General features: G+C 58.9%; 24 protein-coding genes. 16 read left to right on the top strand and 8 right to left on the bottom strand.

From position 1 onward, the window contains the following. Positions 1-26: 26 nt before the first annotated feature. The 5 genes from napG to ACR0DU_RS05835 are packed head-to-tail and all read left to right on the top strand — an operon-like array spanning position 27 to position 3,189. On the top strand, positions 27-845 hold the full coding sequence (napG, locus tag ACR0DU_RS05855) for a ferredoxin-type protein NapG (RefSeq protein ID WP_480872998.1): 819 nt from the start codon (positions 27-29) through the stop codon (positions 843-845). After that, positions 842-1,753: a quinol dehydrogenase ferredoxin subunit NapH gene (gene napH / locus ACR0DU_RS05850; RefSeq protein WP_480872996.1), complete on the top strand. Its 912-nt coding sequence runs from the start codon at positions 842-844 to the stop codon at positions 1,751-1,753. The genes napG and napH overlap by 4 nt, the downstream gene beginning before the upstream one ends. 12 nt (positions 1,754-1,765) lie before the next feature. Continuing rightward, on the top strand, positions 1,766-2,200 hold the full coding sequence (locus ACR0DU_RS05845) for a nitrate reductase cytochrome c-type subunit (RefSeq protein WP_170398181.1): 435 nt from the start codon (positions 1,766-1,768) through the stop codon (positions 2,198-2,200). 26 nt (positions 2,201-2,226) lie between these two features. Beyond that, complete coding sequence (locus tag ACR0DU_RS05840) at positions 2,227-2,919, top strand: NapC/NirT family cytochrome c (protein WP_170471354.1); 693 nt, start codon at positions 2,227-2,229, stop codon at positions 2,917-2,919. Between the two features lie 12 nt (positions 2,920-2,931). Then, positions 2,932-3,189, top strand: coding sequence for a hypothetical protein (locus ACR0DU_RS05835; RefSeq protein ID WP_010443117.1), 258 nt, complete (start codon positions 2,932-2,934; stop codon positions 3,187-3,189). A 27-nt stretch (positions 3,190-3,216) separates the two neighbouring features. Here ACR0DU_RS05835 and ACR0DU_RS05830 read toward each other — a convergent pair whose 3' ends face one another. Continuing rightward, on the bottom strand, positions 3,217-3,918 hold the full coding sequence (locus tag ACR0DU_RS05830; RefSeq protein ID WP_170471352.1) for a Crp/Fnr family transcriptional regulator: 702 nt from the start codon (positions 3,916-3,918) through the stop codon (positions 3,217-3,219). 185 nt (positions 3,919-4,103) lie between these two features. Here ACR0DU_RS05830 and hemA point away from each other — a divergent pair, with 185 nt between their 5' ends. Beyond that, positions 4,104-5,327 carry a 5-aminolevulinate synthase gene (gene hemA / locus ACR0DU_RS05825; RefSeq protein WP_480717167.1) on the top strand — a complete coding sequence of 408 codons (1,224 nt, stop codon included), beginning with the start codon at positions 4,104-4,106 and terminating at the stop codon, positions 5,325-5,327. A gap of 59 nt (positions 5,328-5,386) precedes the next feature. On the opposite strand, the gene ACR0DU_RS05820 is transcribed toward hemA, so the two are convergent. Genes ACR0DU_RS05820 through ACR0DU_RS05795 form a run of 6 tightly spaced genes read right to left on the bottom strand, consistent with a single transcriptional unit; the run spans position 5,387 to position 10,835 of the window. Beyond that, positions 5,387-5,674 carry a cytochrome C oxidase subunit IV family protein gene (locus ACR0DU_RS05820; protein WP_480872994.1) on the bottom strand — a complete coding sequence of 96 codons (288 nt, stop codon included), beginning with the start codon at positions 5,672-5,674 and terminating at the stop codon, positions 5,387-5,389. 5 nt (positions 5,675-5,679) lie between these two features. Then, positions 5,680-6,228, bottom strand: a complete 549-nt coding sequence (locus ACR0DU_RS05815; protein WP_170780171.1) for a cytochrome c oxidase subunit 3 — start codon at positions 6,226-6,228, stop codon at positions 5,680-5,682. Then, positions 6,225-8,147: a VWA domain-containing protein gene (locus ACR0DU_RS05810; RefSeq protein WP_170780170.1), complete on the bottom strand. Its 1,923-nt coding sequence runs from the start codon at positions 8,145-8,147 to the stop codon at positions 6,225-6,227. Before ACR0DU_RS05810 ends, ACR0DU_RS05815 begins: the two co-directional genes overlap by 4 nt. A gap of 9 nt (positions 8,148-8,156) precedes the next feature. Next, complete coding sequence (locus ACR0DU_RS05805; protein WP_170587458.1) at positions 8,157-8,966, bottom strand: CbbQ/NirQ/NorQ/GpvN family protein; 810 nt, start codon at positions 8,964-8,966, stop codon at positions 8,157-8,159. Between the two features lie 2 nt (positions 8,967-8,968). Further along, positions 8,969-10,369 (bottom strand): cbb3-type cytochrome c oxidase subunit I, encoded by a 1,401-nt coding sequence (locus tag ACR0DU_RS05800; protein ID WP_010443110.1) that lies wholly within the window; start codon positions 10,367-10,369, stop codon positions 8,969-8,971. A 16-nt stretch (positions 10,370-10,385) separates the two neighbouring features. Next, on the bottom strand, positions 10,386-10,835 hold the full coding sequence (locus tag ACR0DU_RS05795) for a c-type cytochrome (RefSeq protein ID WP_010443109.1): 450 nt from the start codon (positions 10,833-10,835) through the stop codon (positions 10,386-10,388). Positions 10,836-11,137: 302 nt separating this feature from the next. On the opposite strand from ACR0DU_RS05795, the gene ACR0DU_RS05790 reads away from it, so the two are divergent. Beyond that, entirely contained in the window at positions 11,138-12,187 is a 1,050-nt protein-coding gene (locus tag ACR0DU_RS05790; RefSeq protein ID WP_170780169.1) for a Hint domain-containing protein, read from the top strand. Between the two features lie 25 nt (positions 12,188-12,212). Here ACR0DU_RS05790 and ACR0DU_RS05785 read toward each other — a convergent pair whose 3' ends face one another. Next, positions 12,213-13,403, bottom strand: coding sequence for an NnrS family protein (locus tag ACR0DU_RS05785; protein ID WP_480872990.1), 1,191 nt, complete (start codon positions 13,401-13,403; stop codon positions 12,213-12,215). 244 nt (positions 13,404-13,647) lie between these two features. On the opposite strand from ACR0DU_RS05785, the gene ACR0DU_RS05780 reads away from it, so the two are divergent. The 9 genes from ACR0DU_RS05780 to ahbB (ACR0DU_RS05740) all read left to right on the top strand — a co-directional run bounded on the left by ACR0DU_RS05780 (position 13,648) and on the right by ahbB (ACR0DU_RS05740) (position 22,081). Continuing rightward, on the top strand, positions 13,648-15,324 hold the full coding sequence (locus tag ACR0DU_RS05780) for a cytochrome D1 domain-containing protein (RefSeq protein WP_480455993.1): 1,677 nt from the start codon (positions 13,648-13,650) through the stop codon (positions 15,322-15,324). A 124-nt stretch (positions 15,325-15,448) separates the two neighbouring features. Further along, positions 15,449-17,239 carry a NapC/NirT family cytochrome c gene (locus ACR0DU_RS05775; RefSeq protein ID WP_480872988.1) on the top strand — a complete coding sequence of 597 codons (1,791 nt, stop codon included), beginning with the start codon at positions 15,449-15,451 and terminating at the stop codon, positions 17,237-17,239. 54 nt (positions 17,240-17,293) lie between these two features. Next, entirely contained in the window at positions 17,294-17,695 is a 402-nt protein-coding gene (locus ACR0DU_RS05770) for a cupredoxin domain-containing protein (protein WP_480455996.1), read from the top strand. A 190-nt stretch (positions 17,696-17,885) separates the two neighbouring features. Then, the gene (gene cobA, locus ACR0DU_RS05765) at positions 17,886-18,647 is read left to right on the top strand and encodes a uroporphyrinogen-III C-methyltransferase (protein WP_480872986.1); all 762 of its coding nucleotides are present in this window, start codon (positions 17,886-17,888) and stop codon (positions 18,645-18,647) included. Beyond that, positions 18,640-19,023 (top strand): c-type cytochrome, encoded by a 384-nt coding sequence (locus ACR0DU_RS05760; protein ID WP_319545883.1) that lies wholly within the window; start codon positions 18,640-18,642, stop codon positions 19,021-19,023. Before cobA ends, ACR0DU_RS05760 begins: the two co-directional genes overlap by 8 nt. Beyond that, positions 19,020-20,165 carry a cytochrome D1 domain-containing protein gene (locus tag ACR0DU_RS05755; RefSeq protein ID WP_480872984.1) on the top strand — a complete coding sequence of 382 codons (1,146 nt, stop codon included), beginning with the start codon at positions 19,020-19,022 and terminating at the stop codon, positions 20,163-20,165. The genes ACR0DU_RS05760 and ACR0DU_RS05755 overlap by 4 nt, the downstream gene beginning before the upstream one ends. A gap of 1 nt (position 20,166) precedes the next feature. After that, a complete protein-coding gene (ahbB, locus tag ACR0DU_RS05750; RefSeq protein ID WP_480872982.1) occupies positions 20,167-21,156 on the top strand; it encodes a siroheme decarboxylase subunit beta in 990 nt (329 codons plus the stop codon). Beyond that, positions 21,153-21,602, top strand: a complete 450-nt coding sequence (locus tag ACR0DU_RS05745; protein WP_480872980.1) for an Lrp/AsnC family transcriptional regulator — start codon at positions 21,153-21,155, stop codon at positions 21,600-21,602. The genes ahbB (ACR0DU_RS05750) and ACR0DU_RS05745 overlap by 4 nt, the downstream gene beginning before the upstream one ends. Beyond that, a complete protein-coding gene (ahbB, locus tag ACR0DU_RS05740; protein WP_170773400.1) occupies positions 21,599-22,081 on the top strand; it encodes a siroheme decarboxylase subunit beta in 483 nt (160 codons plus the stop codon). Before ACR0DU_RS05745 ends, ahbB (ACR0DU_RS05740) begins: the two co-directional genes overlap by 4 nt. Positions 22,082-22,084: the final 3 nt, after the last annotated feature.

The following is a 22,084-nucleotide window of genomic DNA, read 5'->3' as shown; positions in this document are numbered from 1 at the left end:
GGGCAGGCAAGGCAAAGGTAAGACCCATGTCTCGTGTTGGCTCTCCTCTCTCGCCGCAGCGGCGCCGGTTCCTGCAGGACTCGGCGCGCGCAGCGGGCGGCTGCGTGGCAGCCGGGTCCCTGTTGGCCTGGCTGGCGCGAGACGCACGGGCGTTGCCAGCCGAGGCCTTGCGACCCCCCGGTGCCTTGCCGGAAAAAGACTTCCTGTCAGCCTGTATCCGCTGTGGATTGTGCGTGCGGGAATGTCCCTATGACACGCTGAAACTGGCGGAACTGGGTGTAGATGCGGTTGCCACTGGAACACCGTATTTCACCGCCCGCGATGTTCCGTGCGAGATGTGTGACGACATCCCCTGTGTCGCGGCCTGCCCCACCGGGGCGCTGGACCCCGGGCTGGACAATATCGACGACGCCAAGATGGGTGTGGCCGTTCTGGTCGATCAGGAGAACTGCCTGAACTTCCTCGGCCTGCGTTGCGACGTCTGTTACCGCGTCTGCCCCATCATCGACGACGCCATCACTCTGGAAACCGAACACAACGCCCGCTCAGGCAGTCATGCGATCTTCATTCCAACCGTTCATGCCGATCATTGCACCGGATGTGGCGTTTGCGAGAAAAGCTGCGTTCTGCCCGAAGCTGCGATCAAAGTTCTTCCCACCCGATTGGCCCGGGGCAGCAGCGCAGATCACTATCGCAAGGGCTGGGAAGAGAAAGAAGCCAAAGGCGCGCCCGTCGTCGAAGGCATTATCGACCTGCCAGACCGCTTGCCGGGACCGGGCACCGATAACCTTGTCGCACCGGGCGGGTTTGAGCCCAGCTTCAAGTTGCCGGAGGTCACCCAATGACCGCCCGCACAAATATGCCACTGGGGCAAGAGGCCATCGCTAGCAAAGGTTGGTTGAGTGCCCATAAATACCTGCTGCTGCGCCGCGCCAGTCAGCTGTTCTTTCTGGTGCTGTTTCTGCTGGGCCCATGGTTCGGGATCTGGATCGTGCAGGGCACTCTGGCCGGGTCGCTGACGCTGGGCGTGCTGCCCCTGACCGATCCGTTTGTTTTTCTGCAAAGCCTGATCGCCGGGCACTGGCCCGAGCTGACTGCCGCCATCGGTGCCGCCATCGTCCTGGTTGCTTACGCGTTGATCGGAGGTCGCGTCTATTGCTCGTGGGTCTGCCCGATCAACCCCGTAACCGACGGCGCGCATTGGCTGCACCGCAAGCTGGGCCTGCAAAAAGGCTGGCAACCCAAACGTGGCACTCGGCTGTGGATTATGGCCACTGTGCTTATCGTCTCAGGCCTGACCGGAGCCATCGCGTGGGAGCTGGTCAACCCCATCACCATGCTGCATCGCGGGTTGATCTTTGGCATGGGGTTCGTCTGGGCAATGATCGCCGCAATCTTCCTGTTCGATCTATTTGTCTCGCGCCACGGATGGTGTGGACATGTCTGCCCGGTGGGCGCGTTCTACGGATTGATCGGCAGCAAAGCAATGCTGCGGGTCAGCGCCACCAACCGAACCGCCTGTGACGATTGCATGGATTGTTACGCCGTTTGCCCGGAAAACCACGTCATCTCTCCGGCGCTGAAGGGCAAAGACACCCCGCTGATCCTGTCGCCCGACTGCACCAATTGCGGGCGCTGCATCGATATCTGCGCCGAAGACGTTTTCAAATTCACCCATCGGTTCGACGCCCTGACTGTCGCGCCACCGAAACCAACCGCCGCGCCCGAGCCGCGCGCCTCAAGACCTTTTTGAAGGAGTGAGAAGATGAAAAAGCCGATCCTAGTGGGCCTTGCCCTGATCCCGCCGCTGCTCCTCGGTGGCCTGGCCCTTGCACAATCTGCCGGGGTCAACAGCCTGCGCGGTGCCGAGGTAGATGAACCTGCCGTTCTTGATCAGGTGCATCGCACGGTCGAAGGCCGCATGCAGCGCAACTATCGCCAGCAGCCGCCGCTGATCCCGCACTCGATCGAACAGTACCAGATCGACCTGCGCACCAACCAGTGCCTGTCGTGCCACGACTGGACCAAAGCCGGTGAGCGCAATGCGCCAACGCTGTCGATGACCCACTATCTGGACCGCGAAGGCCGTGAGTTAGATCAGATCGCAGGCACTCGGTATTTCTGCAACCAGTGCCACGTGCCGCAGGCCGATGCGCTGCCGCTGGTCGACAACACTTTTGAACCTTCCTCCGGAAACTAAACTCAGGTCGAAAAGGAGAGCGCGAAATGTCCGACTCCCAAGAAAAACAAGGGCTCATCCGGCGCCTCTGGACCTGGTTCTGGAGCCCGATCGCCGTCCTCAGCGTTGGTTTCACCCTGCTTGCCGGATTTCTGGCAGGCATCCTGTTCTGGGGTGGGTTCCACTGGACGCTGGAACTGACGAATACAGAAGAGTTCTGCACCTCGTGTCACACGATGGAGGTCAATCTCGGCGAATACCGTGAGACGATCCACTACAACAACCATTCGGGCGTGCGGGCGATCTGTTCGGATTGCCACGTCCCGGACGAGTGGAACCATAAGATCAAAGCCAAGATCATGGCCGTGAAGGATGTCTACCACGAACTGGCAGGCACGATCAGCACGCCCGAGAAGTATGAGGATCATCGTCTCGCTATGGCGACGGCCGTTTGGAAGAAGATGAAAGCATCCGACAGCCGGGAATGCCGTAACTGTCACAACTTCGACTATATGGACTTCACGATTCAGGAAACCCGGGCCGCCAATGAACACCAGCGCGCGATCGATAACGGCATGACCTGTATCGACTGCCATCAGGGTATCGCGCACAGCCTCCCACCCAACTATCTGGAAACGTATGAAAAGATTGCGAAAGAGATAGACGGCGAGGTTCTGCAGGAACACGCAGCCGCTTCAGGAGACGACATCCGCGCGTTCCTGAACAAAAGCTCGGATTAAGGTGGGACAGAGATGTTAGAAATACTTGGAACCATCGGCGGCAACGTATTGGGCCTACCCGGCATTCTGGGTCTGGCACTGGGCATGATGACCCGCCAATATTGGTTGGGGGCCCTATTGGGCGGTCTGGTAGGCCTGATCGCACCACTGCTTTTTGCCGGGTGGCAATTTTCCCATGTCGGAGCCATGGCGCTAATCATCGCGATCATCGTTGGCGTCTGTGCCGGTACCCTTGGCACCGCCATTCGCCGCAAGGGCGCGACAGTCTGAACAGGTCAACCCGGCAGCAATGCCGGGTTACCGACCCCAGTTTTCCGCCGGATCACTTTCGGCATAATCCCGCAGCAATGCTATATCCGATATTACAGCGTGGTTGCGGTTGATCTTTACCCCCACCGCCTTAAGCCTTGAAAACGCCCGGCTCAGGCTTTCGGGTTTCATACCCAGACGACCCGCGATCAGCATCTTGTCATAAGGCAGAGATACTTCGCACTCACCCGCATCAGTGTCACAGAGGTTCAGCAAAAACTCGGCCACGCGCTGTGCGCCGGTCTGCGCCTTGAGCTGTTCCAGCTGCGCCACCAGCGAGTGCAGATGGGTGAAGGTCGCGGCCAGGATCGAGATCCCGATCTCGGGGTCTTCCTTCATCAGCGAAATCAGGATTGGGCTGGGAATGTGCATGACATCACAGGCCGAAACGGCCTCGGCCGAGACCGGATAGGGCACGTTGCGCAGCGCCACGGCTTCACCAAAACTGTCGCCACGGGTAAAGACGCTGACTACCGCTTCGGCACCGGTTGGGGTCATGCGGAACAGTTTGACCCAACCCTCCAATACGACGTGTATGGCCTGCGCCGTTTCCTCCTGCAGGAATATCGTCTCACCACGGTCATACTGACGCCAGATCGCGTGGCTCAGCAGCGTTTCCACATGCTGTTCCGGTAAACTGCGCAGCAGCAGCGACTGACGTGCGATCGCTTTTTGTGCTTCGTGAGACAAGAGAATACCCCTGTTACTTCCTGCCGGCGCGCGCGCTCGGTTGGTCCATCCCTGTCCCACGCTATGCCAGAGCCGGCAGTTGTGCACCATAGTTTTATGTTGTGTAAACTTGACTATTGTCATGTTGCGGGTTGGTTCACTGCCCTATTCTCGGCCCAAAGCCAGTATTCCGGGGAGCACGTAACATGGACTACGAGCGTTATTTCAGTCAAAGCCTCAATGACCTTCGGGAAGAAGGGAATTATCGTGTTTTCATAGACTTGCAACGTCGTTGTGGTTCTTTTCCGAACGCACGCCAGACGGATGGCTCGGTCCAGCGGAATGTGCGGATCTGGTGCTCGAACGACTATCTCGGCATGGGTCAGCACCCCTCGGTGATCGGCGCGATGCATGACGCATTGGATCGCTGCGGCGCGGGGGCAGGCGGCACGCGGAACATATCAGGCACCACGCATGATCACGTGCTGCTTGAGGCCGAACTGGCGGATTTGCACGGAAAGGAATCCGCGCTTCTGTTTACTTCCGGGTATGTTTCGAATTGGGCAGCTCTTGGCACCCTCGCCGCAAAAATCCCCGACCTGATCGTGTTCTCTGATGCCCTGAACCACGCCTCGATGATCGAAGGCATCCGCCACTCGCGAGCGCAGAAGGTGATCTGGAAACACAACGATCTGGAAGACCTTGAGGCCAAGCTGGCCGCCGCTGATCCAGATGCACCCAAGATGATCGCCTTCGAGTCAGTCTATTCGATGGACGGCGACATCGCCCCCATCAAAGAGATCTGCGATCTGGCCGACAAATACGGCGCGATGACCTATCTGGATGAGGTTCATGCGGTTGGTCTTTACGGCCCGCGCGGCGGTGGCATCGCCGAACGCGAAGGGCTGATGGATCGCCTGACGGTGATCGAAGGGACGCTGGGCAAAGCGTTCGGTGTGGTGGGCGGGTACATCGCTGCCTCCGCTGCGCTGTGTGATTTCGTGCGCAGCTTCGCCAGCGGTTTCATTTTCACCACCGCCTTGCCGCCTTCTATCGCAGCTGGAGCTGCAGCCTCGATCCGGCATCTGAAACAATCGAATACTGAACGCGACTTACAGAAAGCCCGTGTGGCGCAGGTCCGGGCCCGTTTGGATGCGGAAGGTATCCCTCATATCCCAAACCCCAGCCACATCATTCCGGTGATGGTGGGCGATCCGGTGAAGTGCAAGTTCATCTCGGACACGCTGCTGGAAGAGTTCGGCATCTATATCCAGCCGATCAACTATCCCACAGTTCCGAAAGGGACCGAGCGTCTGCGGATCACGCCGTCGCCCGTCCATACGGATGAGGATATCGACCATCTTGTCGGCGCGCTGTCTGCCCTCTGGCAACGCTGTCAGATCGCGCGGATGCCGATGGCCGCCCAGTAATTAAGAAGCGCCCCCTTGCGTGACACTTCGCCGTCTCTTCGGAGGCGGCGTTTTTTTGGTCAGATCAGGTAGAGGACGAAGATGATCATGGCAAATCCTGTAGTCACCATGGTGAAACCCCGCAGCCAGACCGGGCTGTTTGCGAGATCAAGATAACGAGCTAGGATGACGCGGCATTTCGCAAGTGCGAGGATCAGAATGCCGCCGGCCAGGACGGCAGGCGGGATGGGCAGCACAGTCAGCAGTGCAGATGCGACGCTGAGCATCAGAAGGGTTAGCCATGCGCGTGTGAGCGCATTCGGGAGTCTCCGGCGGGCGTATTTAGGAAAAGATGAAGCTGCGGGCATCCGTATTATCCCAACAGGTAGATCACGGGGAAAAGCAGGATCCAGACCAGATCGACCATGTGCCAGAACTGCGCACCTGCCTCGATGTTGCGGGGGTCATCGCGCCAGGCGACCAGCAGCAGGATGCCGACACCTGCCAGCACATGAGCGGCGTGGAAGCCGGTCAGCAGGTAGTAGAACAGGAAGAACGGGTGGGTCTCGTAGGTGATCCCCTGTGCAGCTTTGCCCGCGTATTCCACGCCCTTGATGACAAGGAATACCACGCCCAGCGCGGCGGCGGCGATCAGTGCCAGACGGGCGGCGAGCCGACGCGCGATCTGCCGCCAGTGCAGTGCTTGCGCCGCCAGATAGCCAGAGGTGACCAGCACCGCCGTATTGAGCGCCGCTCCGGTACGATAAAGATGCGATTGTGCTTCGGCGAACCCGGCCGGATCGGTCAGCCGAACGCCCATGAAGGCAATCAGGCCAGCGCCGAATACCAGCAGTTCCGAGATGATCAGAACCCACATCAACAACTCGCCCGGAAGCTCGTCGATCAAAGAGGTATCACTCATGCGCCGACCAGTTGGCGGTAGATTTGCGGCAGGGCCATAGTCAGGCGGTGCGGATCGGGGATGACCGCAAATCCGCCTTGGCCGAACATACGCGGGAACCAGCTTTTACCGGTTTTGTCGATGGTAACACCAAAGACCGATTGCCCGGCGCGGCGTGCCTCGCGGATGGCTTGGCGTGTGTCTTCGATACCGTGACGGCCTTCGTAATGGTCCAGATCGTTGGGTTTGCCATCGGTGATCACCAGTAGCAACCTGCGTTTGCGCGATTGACTGGCCAGATCAGCCGAGCAATGGCGGATCGCCGCACCCAGCCTTGTATAGTGGCCCGGACGCAAGGACGCGATGCGCTGTTCTACCAATCTGCCCATCGGCTCATCGAACCGTTTGCAGCGCTGCACGTAGACGCGTTGGCGTTTCAGCGAGCTGAAAGCGTGAATGGCAAAATCGTCACCGCAGGCGTTCAGACCCCAGGCCAGCGCGGCCAGTGCCTCGCGTTCGATGTCGATCACGGCACGGCCTGTCACGGCGCTTTCGGTGGAGCGGCTGACATCCAGTAGAATCGAAACGGCCAGATCGCGGGCTTCGGGGCGGGATTGCATCCAGACGCGTTCATTGCCTTCACCGCTGGCGTGGCGATCGGTTTCGGCCCGCACGGCGGCTTCGATATCCAGTTGATCGCCGTCCAGATGGCCGCGGGTCATGACGCGGCCCGGACGCAGCGCCTCGAACTGGCGTTTCACGGCGCGGATGCGGCGGGCGGTGGCCGGGTCTTTGCCGAATTCAGCCGAGTCTTCGCGGATATCGGCATCCGACAGCAGGACGTTGACGTGGTCCGGCAGGTACTGCCCCGTGCGCACGTCCCATTCAGGATAGAGGATGCGGCCTGAAAGACGCTCGCGATTCACGTCCTCGGGCGCGAGGTCCAGATGCAGTTTCAACTTGGTCGGCGGGGCTTTGGAGATCTGCCCCAAACCGATTTCTTCCTGATCGTCGGCGGCTTTCTTGGCGTTATCGGGGTCGTCATCGTCGATGCGGCGATTGATGTTCAGGAACTCGGCCCAGCTGAGGATTGCCTCGAACTTGTGCAGGATGAAACTGTCACTGCGGTTGGCCTGATCCGATTTACGGCGGCGGGCGCGGTGGGTTTTCTCCCCTGATTCCTCAGGTGGACCTTCGGTATCGGGGTTTTCGACCTCGTTGTGTTCGGAAAATCCGACGGCGCGCAGTTCGGGCCACAGGGGAACAGGGCGGAGATGCTGATATCCACGTGGGGCGGTCAGATCATCATCCAAGATCAGAAGCTGCTCGGCCCGCTCTGACAGGGGTGCGGGATCGCCCAACATGTAACGAACCAGTTCCTCGACCGCGGCCTCCACAGGAGGCAGGCCAGGGATGTCGCGGTGATGCAACACACCCTTGCAAAGCTCGGTATAAAGTGGGCGCAGGCCGGGGGCATCGTCCAAAGTAGCCTCGACCATGCTCTGCGCGGCGATCAACGCGCGCAGGTCAGCGCGCAGAGGGTCATCTTCATCAATCCGGGTTCCGGCATGGGCGGCAGCAGCGGCCAGCCAGACAAAAAGCGCGCCATTGGCTTCGCGCGCGGGGAATACGGCCAGCCGGTCCGGCAGGCGCAGAACTTCGCCATCGAACGAGGCGCGCGGCATTAGCTCGGCCTCGGTTGCCAGCTTGCGGCGCCAGCTTAGACGGTGACGTGAAACCTCGGGTGAGACCGGGCGCAATTCAACGCCCGGACTACCCCCAAGCCCTCGGAAGAGGACGGCCAGCCGCCCTGCGACCTCAGAGAGGTCGACCGCGGCTCCATCATGCACCTCAGGTGCATCAAGGCGGCTGGCAAGGGTGTGCCACAGTTTCCCGATCGTTTCTTCGGGTTCCCATGGCTCAAAATCGATCCTGACCATCGGCCGGCCTCACCCAAAGACAGCCGTGACAAGATCGAGGAGCCCGCGTTTGATGTCCTCGTCATCAGTCAGAGGTTCAATCATAGCGGCAAGGATGGCGCGGTCGGTGGACATGCCCTGTGCGATTAGCGTCGCGGCATAGACAACCAGACGGGTGGAAACGCCTTCCTCAAGGTCCTGCCCCTTGAGCCCACGAAGCTTGTTCGCCAACCGGATCAGGGGCTTGCAGCGTTCCAGCGCCAGCCCGCTTTCCTGCGCGACAACTTCGGCTTCCATCTCGGGCGATGGGAAGTCGAATTCCAGCGAAATAAACCGCTGCCGAGTCGAGGGTTTCAGGGTTTTCAGGATATTCTGGTATCCGGGGTTATATGAGGCTACCAACATAAAGCCGGGCGCGGCCTCAAGTTCTTCGCCGGTGCGGTCGATCGGCAGAATGCGCCGGTCGTCGGTCAGCGGGTGCAGCACGACGGTCACGTCCTTGCGGGCCTCGACCACCTCATCCAGATAGCAGATTGCGCCTTCTCGCACCGCACGGGTCAGGGGGCCATCGACCCAGACGGTTTCTCCACCTTTCAACAGGTAGCGGCCAATCAGGTCGGCAGCGGCAAGGTCATCATGGCAGGCCACGGTGTAAAGCGGTCGGCCAAGTTTTGCGGCCATGTGGGCCACAAAGCGGGTCTTGCCGCAGCCTGTAGGACCTTTCAGCAGAACCGGCAGGTCGTTGTTGTAAGCGGCGGTGAACACATCGCACTCATCGCCCTGGGCGAGGTAGAAGGGGGCGTTTGCCGCCCCCTCGTTCAGTTTCATGGAGCCGTCCATCTTCATGACTCCGCTGCGACGTGGTCAGGATCGCTTTCCAGCCGGTCGCGTTCGATTGGGCCGGGTTCGACCACCTCTTTCCGGGGAACCCAGATCGAGTAGATGAACAGCAGCGCGCCAAGGACCACAACCACACCAGAGCCGAGACGCATCCAGTAGAAGATCGCAATCTGGTCCTGTACGTCCATGAAGTAGTCACCGACCACACGTTGCATGTGAGTCTGCACGGTACCGCCGAAGGTCAGGACGAAGGTCATGAAGACCATGCCGCTGGTCATCAGCCAGAACGAGCCCATGTTCAGAACCTGATTATAGGGATCGCGGTTCTTCAGGATCGGCATCGCATAGCTGAAGATCGCCAGGTTGAGGCAGACATAGGCACCGTAGAAGGCCAGGTGACCGTGCGCGGCGGTGATCTGTGTACCGTGGGTATAGTAGTTCACCCCGTGCAGCGTATGCAGGAAGCCCCAGACACCGGCACCAAAGAAGGCGAGCGTGGCGCAGCCCAGCGACCATAGCAGTGCGGCCTTGTTGGGGTGGTCACGACGGCCCTTCCAGACCATGACGAAGGCAAATGCCATCATTGCGAAGAACGGGATCACCTCAAGGCTCGAGAAGATCGAACCGATCCACTGCCAGTACGCAGGGGTACCGATCCAGTAGTAGTGGTGACCTGTCCCAAGGATGCCCGAGAACAAAGCGGCGGCGACGATGACATAAAGCCATTTTTCGACGACCTCACGGTCTACACCTGTTAGTTTGAGCATCAGGTAAGCCAGGATCGACGCCATGATCAACTCCCACACACCTTCGACCCACAGGTGGACAACATACCACCAGTATTGCTTGTCGAGGCTCAGGTTTCCCGGGTTGTAGAAGGCAAACAGGAACAGAAGCGCCAGACCCCACAGACCCAACAACAGGATGTTGGTGATGGCAGTCTTCTTGCCCTTCAGAACTGTCATCGACACGTTGTACAGGAAGATCAACGCGGCCACGACGATACCCATCTTGACCCATTTGGGTTGCTCAAGGAACTCGCGCCCCTCTTTGCCCAGCAGCCAGTTGCCTTCGAACAGGTTGAAGACATAGGTCACAACCACGCCCAGCGTGCCGACCACAAGAATGATCAGCTGCAGATAAGCCAGCTTGGGTGAATGGATTTCACGTTCCGCCTCTTCCGGGATCAGGAAGTAGGCCGCTCCAAAGAAGCCAAGGATCAGCCAGACGATCAAAGAGTTGGTGTGAAGCATCCGCACGATGTTGAACGGCAGAAGCTCACTCAGGAAGTTCGGGAATACATAGATGAAACCGGCCAGAAGGCCGCCGATCACCTGTATCGCGAACAAGGCCATAGCTACCGCAAAGTAGGCATAGGCGATTTTTTGGGATTCGTATTTCATTGCTCCGTTCCCTTTCTCAGCCTGCCTCGTTGGGCGGCCAGCCCTGAGCGTCGATATTGTCGGTCCAGATCAGGAAGTTCGCCAGATCACGGATCTCTTCGTCGCTGAGGTTGAAATTGGGCATCTGTCGACGACCGGGAATGCCGGTCGGTTGTGCTTCCATCCAGCCCTTAAGTGCTTCAAAGGCTGATTCCGGGTCGTCCAGCACACCCCAACGGGTCATCACATTCGCGACTTCCGGCGCATAGTAGGCACCTTCACCCATGATAGTATGACAGTTGATGCAGGCGTGTTTTTCCCAGACATGCTTGCCCCGGACCACACTTTCATCAAGCTTTGCCGAATTCTCGGAGTTGACGATATACAAGTGCGAATGGGCCGACAGGGCCAGAAAGATGAGGATGAAGAACAGTGACCCGCCATAGAATATGTTGCGAGCCATGCTCTTTGTCATGACTTCTCGCATTGCGCTCTCCTTTGCGCAGATTAGCTAGTATGGAGACAATGCCGCGTGGGTAGTGGAGCTGCCTTAACGAAAGTCAAGACTGCAGAGGATGAGCGTTCCCCATTCCAAATCTTTGGTCATCAGAGGCCAACAACGATCTATCTTGACCAAACAACCGCAGAATCCCCTCATTAAACCGATATTTTTAATCGAAGAATAACCTTGAAAACTGCATTTAGGGTGGTCAGTCTCTTGCAGAATTCTTTGTCGGTCGGGGTTTTCCCTTCGGCCTGTGGTCTACTCAAGCCAGGCGGATAATATCAATGCCAATTAATATCTACGGTGCCTTTCGTACTGACACGACGATGACAGACAACACGGCGACCTTTGCGACGCTTGGGGCCACGTTTCAGATATCCCAATATAGCCAGATCACGATTGAAGATGGTGCGGATGGGTCGGTTATCGAAGGCGACAATATCGTCAATGAATCCCCGAACGACCCGACCCAGACCTATATGGGAGAGGTGTTTATCTGGGACTACACGATCGAAGTGAATGATGGCGTCAACACCTATCAGATTGGTGTGATGGACTGGGATGAAAACGGAGATGGCGATTTCGATTTCCCAACGGCGGAACAAGGCTATTTTCTCGGCTTTATCGGTGATGTACCCCCACTTAATACAACGCTTACTGTTGGCTCGGTTGTCGACAACGGCGCGAATATTGAAGTAGATACCGTTGTTCCCTGCTTCTGCGCTGGCACGCTGATAGATACACCAACCGGACCTCGCGCGATCGAAACACTATCCACTGGTGACAAAGTCGTCACCTTGGATCACGGTCCCCAAGTTATTCGTTGGATTGGATCGCGAACGCTTGATGCGTCTGAACTGGCTCGCAAACCCAGATTACGCCCTATCCGGATCGCTGCCGGTAGTCTGGGCAGCGGCCTGCCACGTCGTGATCTTTTGGTCTCACCCCAGCACCGCATGCTGATCCGTTCGAACATCGCGATTCGCATGTTCGACAGCGAGGAAGTCCTGGTCCCAGCCCACAAGCTTGTTGGCATCCCGGGAATTACTGTCGAAGAGGACGCTCAGAATGTCGTCTACCATCACATGCTCTTCGACCGGCATGAGATCGTGTTGGCCGAAGGTGCGCCATCCGAAAGCCTATTCACCGGGCAACAGGCGCTAAAGGCTATACACCCGGAAGCACTGGCTGAAATTGTTGCGCTTTTCCCTGAACTGGCCTCGCAGGATCATCAACCTGTGGCTGCGCGCCAGATTCCCAGGCAGGGAAGAAAAATCCACTCATTGCTGCGACGGCACAAAAAAAACGACAGAGCCTTGATCCGACCGTCTTGATACGGATTCATCGGCGCGCCTAGAGTCAGGAAGCAATACGTGGCCCCGTCAAAGCAGGCCACATCGTGATCAGGTAAAGAACGATAGCGCTGATCCACAGACCGTCAGAAACCAACATCATGACTAGATACCCCTGGTCGGTCACTGAACCAACCCAGCGCAAAATAGCAGCCGAAGCCATAAGACCGTAGGCGACCGCCATAGGTGGTGGGGCAACAAGTGCGCGGCCGCTATGGCCCAAAGCAGCCCGACTCATCACAGCTAGGGTCATGCCTCCGACACAACCGATTCCCAGAACGTGCAACGCGCCGATTTCGCTGCCGATACCCAGAACCGCCACCCCCCATAAAACCAGCCCCAGTGCCAGCATTCCCAGACCCAGATGCAGGGCAACCAAGATCGGTTGACGTATGGCCCAGCGCGCGCGCCATCGTGACATGCGCAGGATTTGGGTTATGCCAAGTGCTACGGCCGCGCCACCCGCTATCTTACCCAATCCGAAGAGAAAAACGCTGAGCGGTAGTAGCAGCGCCAATCCCATGCTGGCTTTGTCTAATGCAGCTACCGACACCGGCCACGCGGCTTCCGGCTCGCCAGCGCGCTTCATCGCATTCCGGGTGAAAGCTGGCGTTATACGTCCACCAAGTATCGCGATCATGCTGCACAGCGTCAGCAATCCTACACGCAATCCTATGTCCAGTGTACCGCCGGTAATGCCCATCCAATCAAGATGGGTCAGCAGATTGGCAATCCAGAAATAGCTGAGCAACAACAGAAAGATCATGTTCTGCGGCTTGGGACGTCGGATCAGTTGGCTTGCGATCTTTGCCGCCAGAATCGGTACAAAGGCCAGATCGAAGACAGCGACCAGACCCGGCGGCAGAGCCCCGGAGAACCACATCGCGATCCGTCCGGCCAACCAGATACCCGCGGCAATAACAATAAACTGTACCCTTGCTTCCGGCGTACCCGTCCAGTTTGGCACCGCTGTCAGTAGAAATCCTCCAAGGGCAGCCGTGGCATATCCAAATATCATCTCATGCGCATGCCACATGGGTGGGTTCATGGCATAGGTCGGATTTTCGTAACCGACCAACCCGGTCTGAGTCGTGAGCCACACACCCCAAGCACCACCCGCGAATAGACCGAATAGCCCCGCTGACAGAAAAAAGACGCGAAATCCTTCACTCAGTACCCGCGCGATCATTGCCGGCATGCCTGCTCTCCTCGGCCTTAGTGGCTGTTGGATCCGGTCTAACAAACCCGACTCGTTCGGGACTTAACCGAAATCAAGCGCCCGGAGAAACATGACCCTAAAACATAGGTTTTCCTCATAATTTAAAGGTTAATCAGGACCTTCATTTTCCAGTTTACGACCCTTCCGTTGACTTTCGTCAAGGAGTGATCGGCGCCAATGTTTCAGGCTGCAACCTGCCTCACCACGCAAATGGAGAGTGATCATGTCACTTGGAATCAGCTACGATAAGACCGGCCGCGCCTTTGGGGTCGGTTTGGCAATGCTGCTGGGCTCTGTCGCCGCGCCAGCATTTGCCGAAGAGCCAACGTTGAGCGACGAAGCATTTGAGTCGTCCAAGCAGCTCTATTTTGAACAATGCGCAGGTTGTCACGGCGTTCTGCGCAAAGGTGCGACCGGTAAGAACCTGGAACCACACTGGAAAAAAACTGCAGCAGACGGCACCGTCACAGAAGGCGGTACGCTTCAGCTGGGTCAGGAGCGCCTTGAAAAGATCATCGCCTGGGGAACCGAAGGCGGGATGAACAACTTCTCGGACATTATGACCGAGCAGGAAATCAAGGATATGGCGACATACATCATGATGGAGGCCCCCAAGCCGCCGGAAATGTCGCTGGAGCAGATGAAAGAGACCCGCAAGGTCTATGTGGAAGAGGCCGACTATCCAACCGAGCCGCTGCATGGCCGCAACTGGGAGAACTTCTTCGTCGTCATCGAACGTGACGTGGGCAAAGTGGCTGTTATCGACGGCGACACCAAAGAAGTGCTGACCCACATCCCGACCGGTTATGCCGTACACGTTCTGAAAGCGTCTGAGCACCACTCGATCACCGAGCCGGAGCATCCCGGCCGCTTCTGGTACACGATGGGCCGCGACGGCAAGATGACCAAGATCGACCTCTGGCAGAAGCCTGAGAACATGTTGGTTTCCGAGGTCAAAATCGCCTATGACGCACGCGACGTTGCCGTTTCCGGCGACGGCAAATACGTCATCGGTGGTGGCTACTGGCCGCCGCATTTCGCGATCGTCGACGCGCAGACCATGGAACCGGTAAAGGTCGTTTCGACACGCGGCACCAACGTAGACGGCGAGTATGTGGAAGAAGCCCGCGTAGCCGCGATCTACACCACGCCGAACGAACCCACCTGGATCGTTGCCGTGAAAGAGCTCGGCCAGCTGTGGCAGGTCGATTATACCGACCTGGACAACCTGCGGATCGACAAGATCAACTCGGCCAAGTTCCTGCACGACGGGTTCTTCGACCCGACAGGCCGGTACTTCCAGATCGCCGCGAACGCGTCGAACAAGATGGTCGTCGTCGACACCGAGACCCACAAGCTGGAAGCGATGATTGACACTGCAGCCCTGCCGCACCCGGGACCGGGCGCCAACTGGGTCGACCCGAACTGTGGTCCGGTGGCTGGTACAACCCACCTTGGTGTTGGTACCGTAACGGTCTGGGGTAACGACCCCGAAGGTCATCCGGATCAGGCTTGGAAAACCTGCTACGAAGTGGAAACAGACGGCCCCGGCCTGTTTGTCCGTACCCACCCGAACTCGGACTACATCTGGGCCGACCAGACCAAACACCCCGAGCCGGAAATTCAGCAGTCTGTTCAGGTCATCTCGAAAGAGACCGGCGAGATCGTGAAAACCATCCAGATCACCGAAGACGAAGGCAGCGCCGCTGTTCACTTTGAATTCAACGCGGATGGTACCGAGGTCTGGGTTTCCAAATGGAACCTGTCGGATTCGAAGGAACCCAACGGTCAGATCGTAATCTTCGACGCCAAGACGCTGGAAGAGATAGGTCGTATCGACGGGCTCTATGCCCCGACTGGCAAGTTCAACGTCTACAACCGGTCGAACCACGTCACCTGACGGTTTGAGAACCAACACCGGAAAGGGCGGGCCCCTCGCCCGCCCTTTCCTCGTTTGACCCATCAGCCAAACTCACCGGCCTGCCATCTAAGGCCAGATAAGAAAGCCAAAACGGAGCCCGGATATGACCTCCGAACCGGATAAGAAAAAACCGATCTGGCGCCGGTATTTCCTATGGGGAATGCCTGTGGCCGGTATTGCTGCGGCCTTTGTCGGCGGCATCATCTTCTGGGGCGGGTTCAACACCGCCATGGAAGCCACCAACACCAAGGATTTCTGCATCTCGTGCCACGAAATGCGCGATTTCGTCTATGAAGAATACACCGGCACGATCCATGACGTGAATCGGTCGGGCGTCGGCGCGGTCTGTTCCGACTGCCACGTGCCCAAGGACTGGACGCATAAGATCATCCGCAAGATCAAGGCGTCGAAAGAGCTGTACGGCAAGATGGTCGGCACCATCAACACACGCGAAAAATTCGAAGCCAAACGCGTGCACCTGGCGATGAACGAATGGGAGCGGATGAAGTCCAGCGACTCGCGTGAGTGTCGCAACTGCCATGACTTCGAGTCGATGATGCCCGAGTTCCAAAAACCCCGTGCGCGTCAGCAGCACCTGAATGCGATGACCGTCGGGCAAACCTGTATCGACTGTCACAAAGGGATTGCACACTCGGACGCCCGGGATCGGGCTGACGAGGAGTATCTGGAAAAGCTTGAGGCCCCGAACCCGTCCTTTATCCGCGAGATACCGCCGGAATACCTGGCCAGCCTGGAACGGATCGAAGCCAAAGAAGCTGCCGAAGCTGAGGCCGAAAAAGCTGCCAAACAGGCACAGCATGAAGCCATGCAGGCTCAGATTGCCGCGGCTGTGGATGCGGCGGTGGCCGAGGAGCGCGCCAAAGCCGGCGGCGAAGAGGCCGCAGCGCCTTCAGGTGGTGGAGGTGGCAGCGATGTCGGCTCGGACATAGATTGGAACGCGGTAGCTGCTACAGATCTCAAGCTGTTCTACCCCGGTCAGGCTTCGTTTGAATGGGTACAGAATGGCAAATTCCACGGAGGCGCTCGTCCGCTGACAAAAGGTGGTGACCAGTGCACGACCTGTCACGCCAAAGAGCTGGATACCATCGGCAACAAAATCGTCGCAGGTGGTGAGCTTGAGCCGACGCCGATCCCCGGCAAACGGGGCGTGATCGATGCGACCGTACAGGCCGCGCATGATGATCAGAACCTCTATGTCCGACTGCAGTGGCCGGATGCCGGGCACAATCCTGCACCTTTCGTTGATGGTGGCAAAATGGACCCTGACAACCAGATCAAGGTTGCCATGATGATCACCGGCACAGGGATCGAACTGGGCGAACAGGTGGGGTGTTGGGCCTCGTGCCACGCCGACAACAGCTATATGCCATTCGCGCCCGAGGCGGACGCCATCGCAGGCAACGCCGATGTGGCGGGACGCATGACATCTCAGGATACCGTGACCAAATACATCAGCGAAAGCCGCACCGATGTCGAAGTCAAAGGTCGTCGTGGCAAGGCGCTGGGTGGCTGGGACAAGCTGAAGGCCGAGGAGGAGCTTGCGCAATATCTTGAGGATGGCACCTATCTCGACCTGATGCGCGTCTATGCAGACGGCAGCGCAACCAACGGATATCTGCTTGAGCAACGCGTGGTGAACGAGGGTGAGATCGCGGCTGCGGCCAGCCTTGATGGTGGTATGTGGACAGTTGTGTTCTCGCGGCCACTGAACTCCGGCGCGCCCGGTGACGTGCCGCTGGAGGCCGGTCAGACCTACACGGTCGGCTTTGCCATCCACGATGACTTTGCCGCCGCGCGGTTCCACCACGTCACGCTGGATACCAGCCTGGCGCTGGACGATGACAGCGCCTTCATCAACGTGGTCAAACAATAAGGAACTGGGGCCGGGCAATCCGGCCCCTTCCGCTTAGAAGAGGAGACTTGGACGATGAAACCCCAACACCTTCTTCCCGCTTTGCTGTTTGTAGCCGCACCTGCCTGGGCGGATGAGACCGCCGAGCTATGCGCTGAAGCCGAAGAGCGTTATACCGAGCTGTTTGGTCAGCCCTCATCCTCCGTTGAGGATGCGGAAGTGGTGCTGATGTACAAATACACCTTCTGCCCCGTCGAGCTGACCGTGAAAGCAGGCACCACGGTGCGCTGGGTCAATATGGACAAACGCACCAGCCACTCGGTCCTGCTGAAAGATGGCAGCGAACCCGAAAGCGACAGGCTGTTTCCTGAGGAAACGGTTGAACTGACCTTCCTCACCCCCGGCCCGCAGGAGTATTTGTGCGGACCCCATTGGGAGACGCAGAACATGATCGGCATGATCACCGTCGAACCCTGAGCCGAGGCACCATACAGGCATGAGAGAGAGGAGCGCGGGACCAATTCCTGCGCTCCTTAACTTTAGTCAAGGAGGTTCCTTTTCGATTGCGCCAGTCTGGCCGCATGACACGCCCGGCTCACCCAGCAACGTCCCCTGATCGCGCAGGAATTCCGGGCTCCGAAGACATTCAGACCAAGCGAGTTTGCACATGAGCGGTAAGGTTTTTCTGATTGGCGCAGGCCCTGGTGACCCTGAACTGATGACCCTGCGCGCACTGCGGATGCTGCAAGAGGCGGATGTGGTTGTTTATGACCGTCTGGTCTCGGCCGATATCCTCAACTTGCATGCCGAGAGCGCACGACTGATCCCGGTGGGAAAGGCCCCCAAATGCCATACGGTGCCGCAGGATCGCATCAACGAAATCCTGGTCGAAGAAGCAAGCGCCGGTCACACCGTTGCGCGGCTGAAAGGCGGCGACCCGATGATCTTCGGGCGTGGATCGGAAGAGGCGGCGCATCTGATGGCCAACGGCATCCCGGTCGAATATGCGCCGGGCATTACCGCAGCGCAGGGGGCATCCTGTTCCACCGGCGTGCCGCTGACCCATCGCGGGCTGGCGACCTCGGTGCAATATGTCACCGGGCATCGGCAGGCTGACAAGGTGCTGGATCTGGATTGGAAACGTCTGGCCGACCCGGACTCGACGCTGGTCGTCTATATGGGCGTCGCCAATATCGGCCAGATCGCCATGGGGCTGATGACCGAGAACCTGCCCGGATCGACCCCGGTTCTGGCGGTTGGCAAAGCGACCACCCCGGATGAACACCGCATGGTATCCCGGCTGGATCGATTGGCAGCAGATGTGCGCGACGCTGAATTGAAAGCACCGTCGCTGTTCATCATCGGCAAGGTCGTATCGCTATACGCAGAACGGCCCGTGGCTGAACTTCTGGAGCAGGCGCATGGCTAAGTTTGGTTCCAGGCGATCAGGGGGCAGTCGGTCGCTGCCCGATGGTGCAGCCAAGGGTCCAGGTTGGACCGCGCGCGCTGTACTGACAACGGCTGTGCTTGTGGCCACATCTGCCTTTGCCGCCGACACTCTTGACCCCAACGCGCTGAAACGTCTTGTCCATCAGGACTGCGGCTCTTGCCATGGGCTGTCGTTGAAAGGCGGTCTTGGCCCTGATCTGAGGTCTGAGACGCTGGAGCACTACGACGCGGACGTTCTGACGGGCGTGATTCTCGATGGCATCCCCGACACCGCGATGCCCCCATGGCGGCCTTTGATCAGCGAAGAAGAGGCTGAATGGATCGCGCGTTATCTGCTGGCACAGGAGGCACAATGAAACAGCTCATCCTTACCCTCGCCGCGACCTTGTTGATGACCACTGCCCAAGCGGAACCCACCGCCACGGGCGATCTGGGCCTTGTCATTGAGCGCGCCAAAGGCTCAGTCCTGCTGGTGGATCAATCCGACCGTGCCGCACTGGCCCGGATCGAAGGGTTGGGCGATCTGTCCCATGCCTCGCTGGTCTACTCGCCCGATGAACGCTTTGCCTATGTTTTTGGGCGTGACGGCGGCCTGACCAAAGTGGATATCGTCACCCGCCAGATCGTGAACCGTGTCGTTCAGGCAGGCAATGCCATTGGCGGAGCAATTTCGGACGATGGCAAGCTGGTTGCGGTGTCAAACTATGAACCCGGTGGCGTGCGTGTGTTTGACGCCGAGACGCTGGAGATGGTGGCCGATATCCCAACTGACAGCAAAACCATCGGCCTGGTCGACGCACCGGGCCGCCGGTTTGTCTTCACCATGTGGGACACGGGCGAGACCTGGATCGCCGATTTCGCCAAGGGCGACCCCGCAATCACCAAGATCACCGATATGGGCAAAAACCCTTATGACGCGCTGATCACCGCAAATGGCCGCACCTATATCACGGGTCTGTTCGGCGAGGACGGCCTGACCGCGCTGGACCTCTGGTCCGACAATCCCGAACCCATCCGCGTGCTGCCTGACTATGGTCGCGGACAAGAAGAAATGCCGGTCTACAAGATGCCCCACCTCGAAGGCTGGGCGCTGACCGGGCGCGAATTCGTGCTGCCGGCTGTCGGCCATCACGAGGTTCTGTGGATCGACGCCGACACCCTAACCGAGACCGGGCGTACGCAGACCCACGGCCAGCCGGTCTTTGCCATGGCCCGACCCGACGGACGGCAGGTCTGGGTGAACTTTGCGCACCCGCTGAACGATACAATTCAGGTCATTGATTCAGTGAGCAAAGAGATCATTCACGAATTCAAACCGGGTCCGGCGGTGCTGCATATGGAATTCACCCCGCGCGGTCACGAGGTCTGGCTCAGCGTCCGCGATGCCAACAAAGTCATGGTTTACGACACCCAGACCTTTGAAAAGCTGCGCGAGATCGAGGCCGACAGCCCCTCGGGCATTTTCTTCACCGCACGTGCGCACAGAACGGGGCTTTGACATGCAGCATATCACCGACCCGATCGACCGCCGTCTTCTGGACGATTTCCAGCGTGATTTTCCCATCGTAGAGCGCCCGTTTCAAGTTCTGGCCGACGCGCTTGGGCTGGAAGAGGCAGAAGTGCTCGACCGTCTCGCCCGGATGCGCAAAACCGGGCGCATAACGCGGGTCGGCGCGACAATCGCACCCGGCGCGGTTTCGGCCAGTACGCTTGCGGCTGTGGCAGCTCCGGAAGAACGGCTGGAAGAGGTCGCAGCGCTGATCGATGCGGAACCTGGTGTGAACCACAATTACCAGCGCGAGGATGACTGGAACCTTTGGTTCGTGGCCACTGGACCGGACCGAACGCATGTGAACGACACCCTCGCAAGGATTTCGCAGCGCTCGGGGCTGCGGGTTCTGGATTTGCGGCTGGTGCGGCCGTTCAACATTGATCTGGGCTTTCGTATGTCGGGCGAGACCCGGAATGCTCCTCGCCCGCGGAAAGTGGATCGTTCAGCCATGCGAGAGGGCGACCGACCCCTGTTGCAGGTCCTCAGTTCCGGCCTGTCGCTGGTCTCTGATCCTTATGCTGCGCTGGCCCGGACCCTGAACCGCGACCCAGAAGACGTGATGGATCGCGTAGCCGCCTTGCACCGGGCCGGGATCATCTCTCGCCTGGGCGTCATCGTGCGCCACCGCGCTTTGGGCTGGTCCGCCAATGCAATGGTGGTCTGGGATATGCCGGCCGAGCAGGTCAGCAGCGCTGGCCCGGCACTGGCAGCGCATCCCGGCGTGACACTGTGTTATGAGCGCAACCCGGTCGAGGGTATCTGGCCCTATCGCCTCTATTCCATGATCCATGCGCGTTCGCGTCCGGAGGCAATGGAGGTTTTGGCCGGGGCCGCCGCCCTGCCCGAACTATTTGGCGCGCAGCGCAAAGTACTGTTCTCGACCCGCTGTTTCAAACAGACCGGTGCATTGATTCAACCGAAGGAGGCCGCCGCATGAGGCTCGACGACACAGACCGCGCGATCCTCAACCGGATGCAGGATGACCTGCCGCTGACCTCGCACCCTTACGCCGCAATTGCCGAGGAATTGGGGATTGCAGAGTCCGACCTATTGACCCGTCTCGCACGGATGAAGGACGCGCGCGCAATCACCCGCTTTGGTCCCTTCTTTGACGCTGCTGCGATGGGCGGAGCCTTCTGTCTGTGCGCCATGGCCGTGCCCTCACAGGATTTCGAAAACGTCCTGACCAAAGTCAATGCGCATCCCGAGGTCGCGCATAATTATGAACGCACGCATCGGCTGAACATGTGGTTCGTTCTGGCGACCGAAACACCCGAAGGGATCGCAGCCACAGCCGAGGCTATCGCACGGGAAACCGGGATCGCGGTCCTGCAATTCCCCAAACTTCAGGAATTCTTCATCGGCTTCCGGGTGGCGGCATGATCGACGCAAAAGACAGAGAGATTATCGAGGCGCTGCAAGGCGGCCTGCCCCTTGTGCCCGCCCCCTTCGCCCAGGTGGCCGACGGCTTGGGCCTGGATGAAAAGACTCTGATGTCCCGTCTGGCCGATATGAAATCGCGCGGTGTCATCCGGCGCATCGCTGCGGCCCCCAACCACTATAAACTGGGCATGACCTCGAACGGCATGACTGTGTGGGATGTCGAAGATGGCCGCGTTGCCGAACTCGGATCGCAGATCGGTGCCCTGCCCTTCGTCACCCATTGCTATGAACGCCCGCGCGCCTTGCCTGACTGGCCTTACAATCTGTTCGCCATGGTTCATGGCGCTGACCGGGATGAGGTCGAGGAGAAACGTGCCGAGATTGCCGCCATCCTCGGCGATGCCTGCCGGGCCAAAGATATCCTTTATTCCACGCGCATCCTGAAAAAGACCGGGCTGCGCCTGAAAAAGAAAGGCTGAGAC

This window comes from Ruegeria sp. G2 (assembly GCF_056533505.1).
Note: the sequence above shows the minus strand (reverse complement) of the source record. Positions and strands in the feature narration are given on the sequence as shown.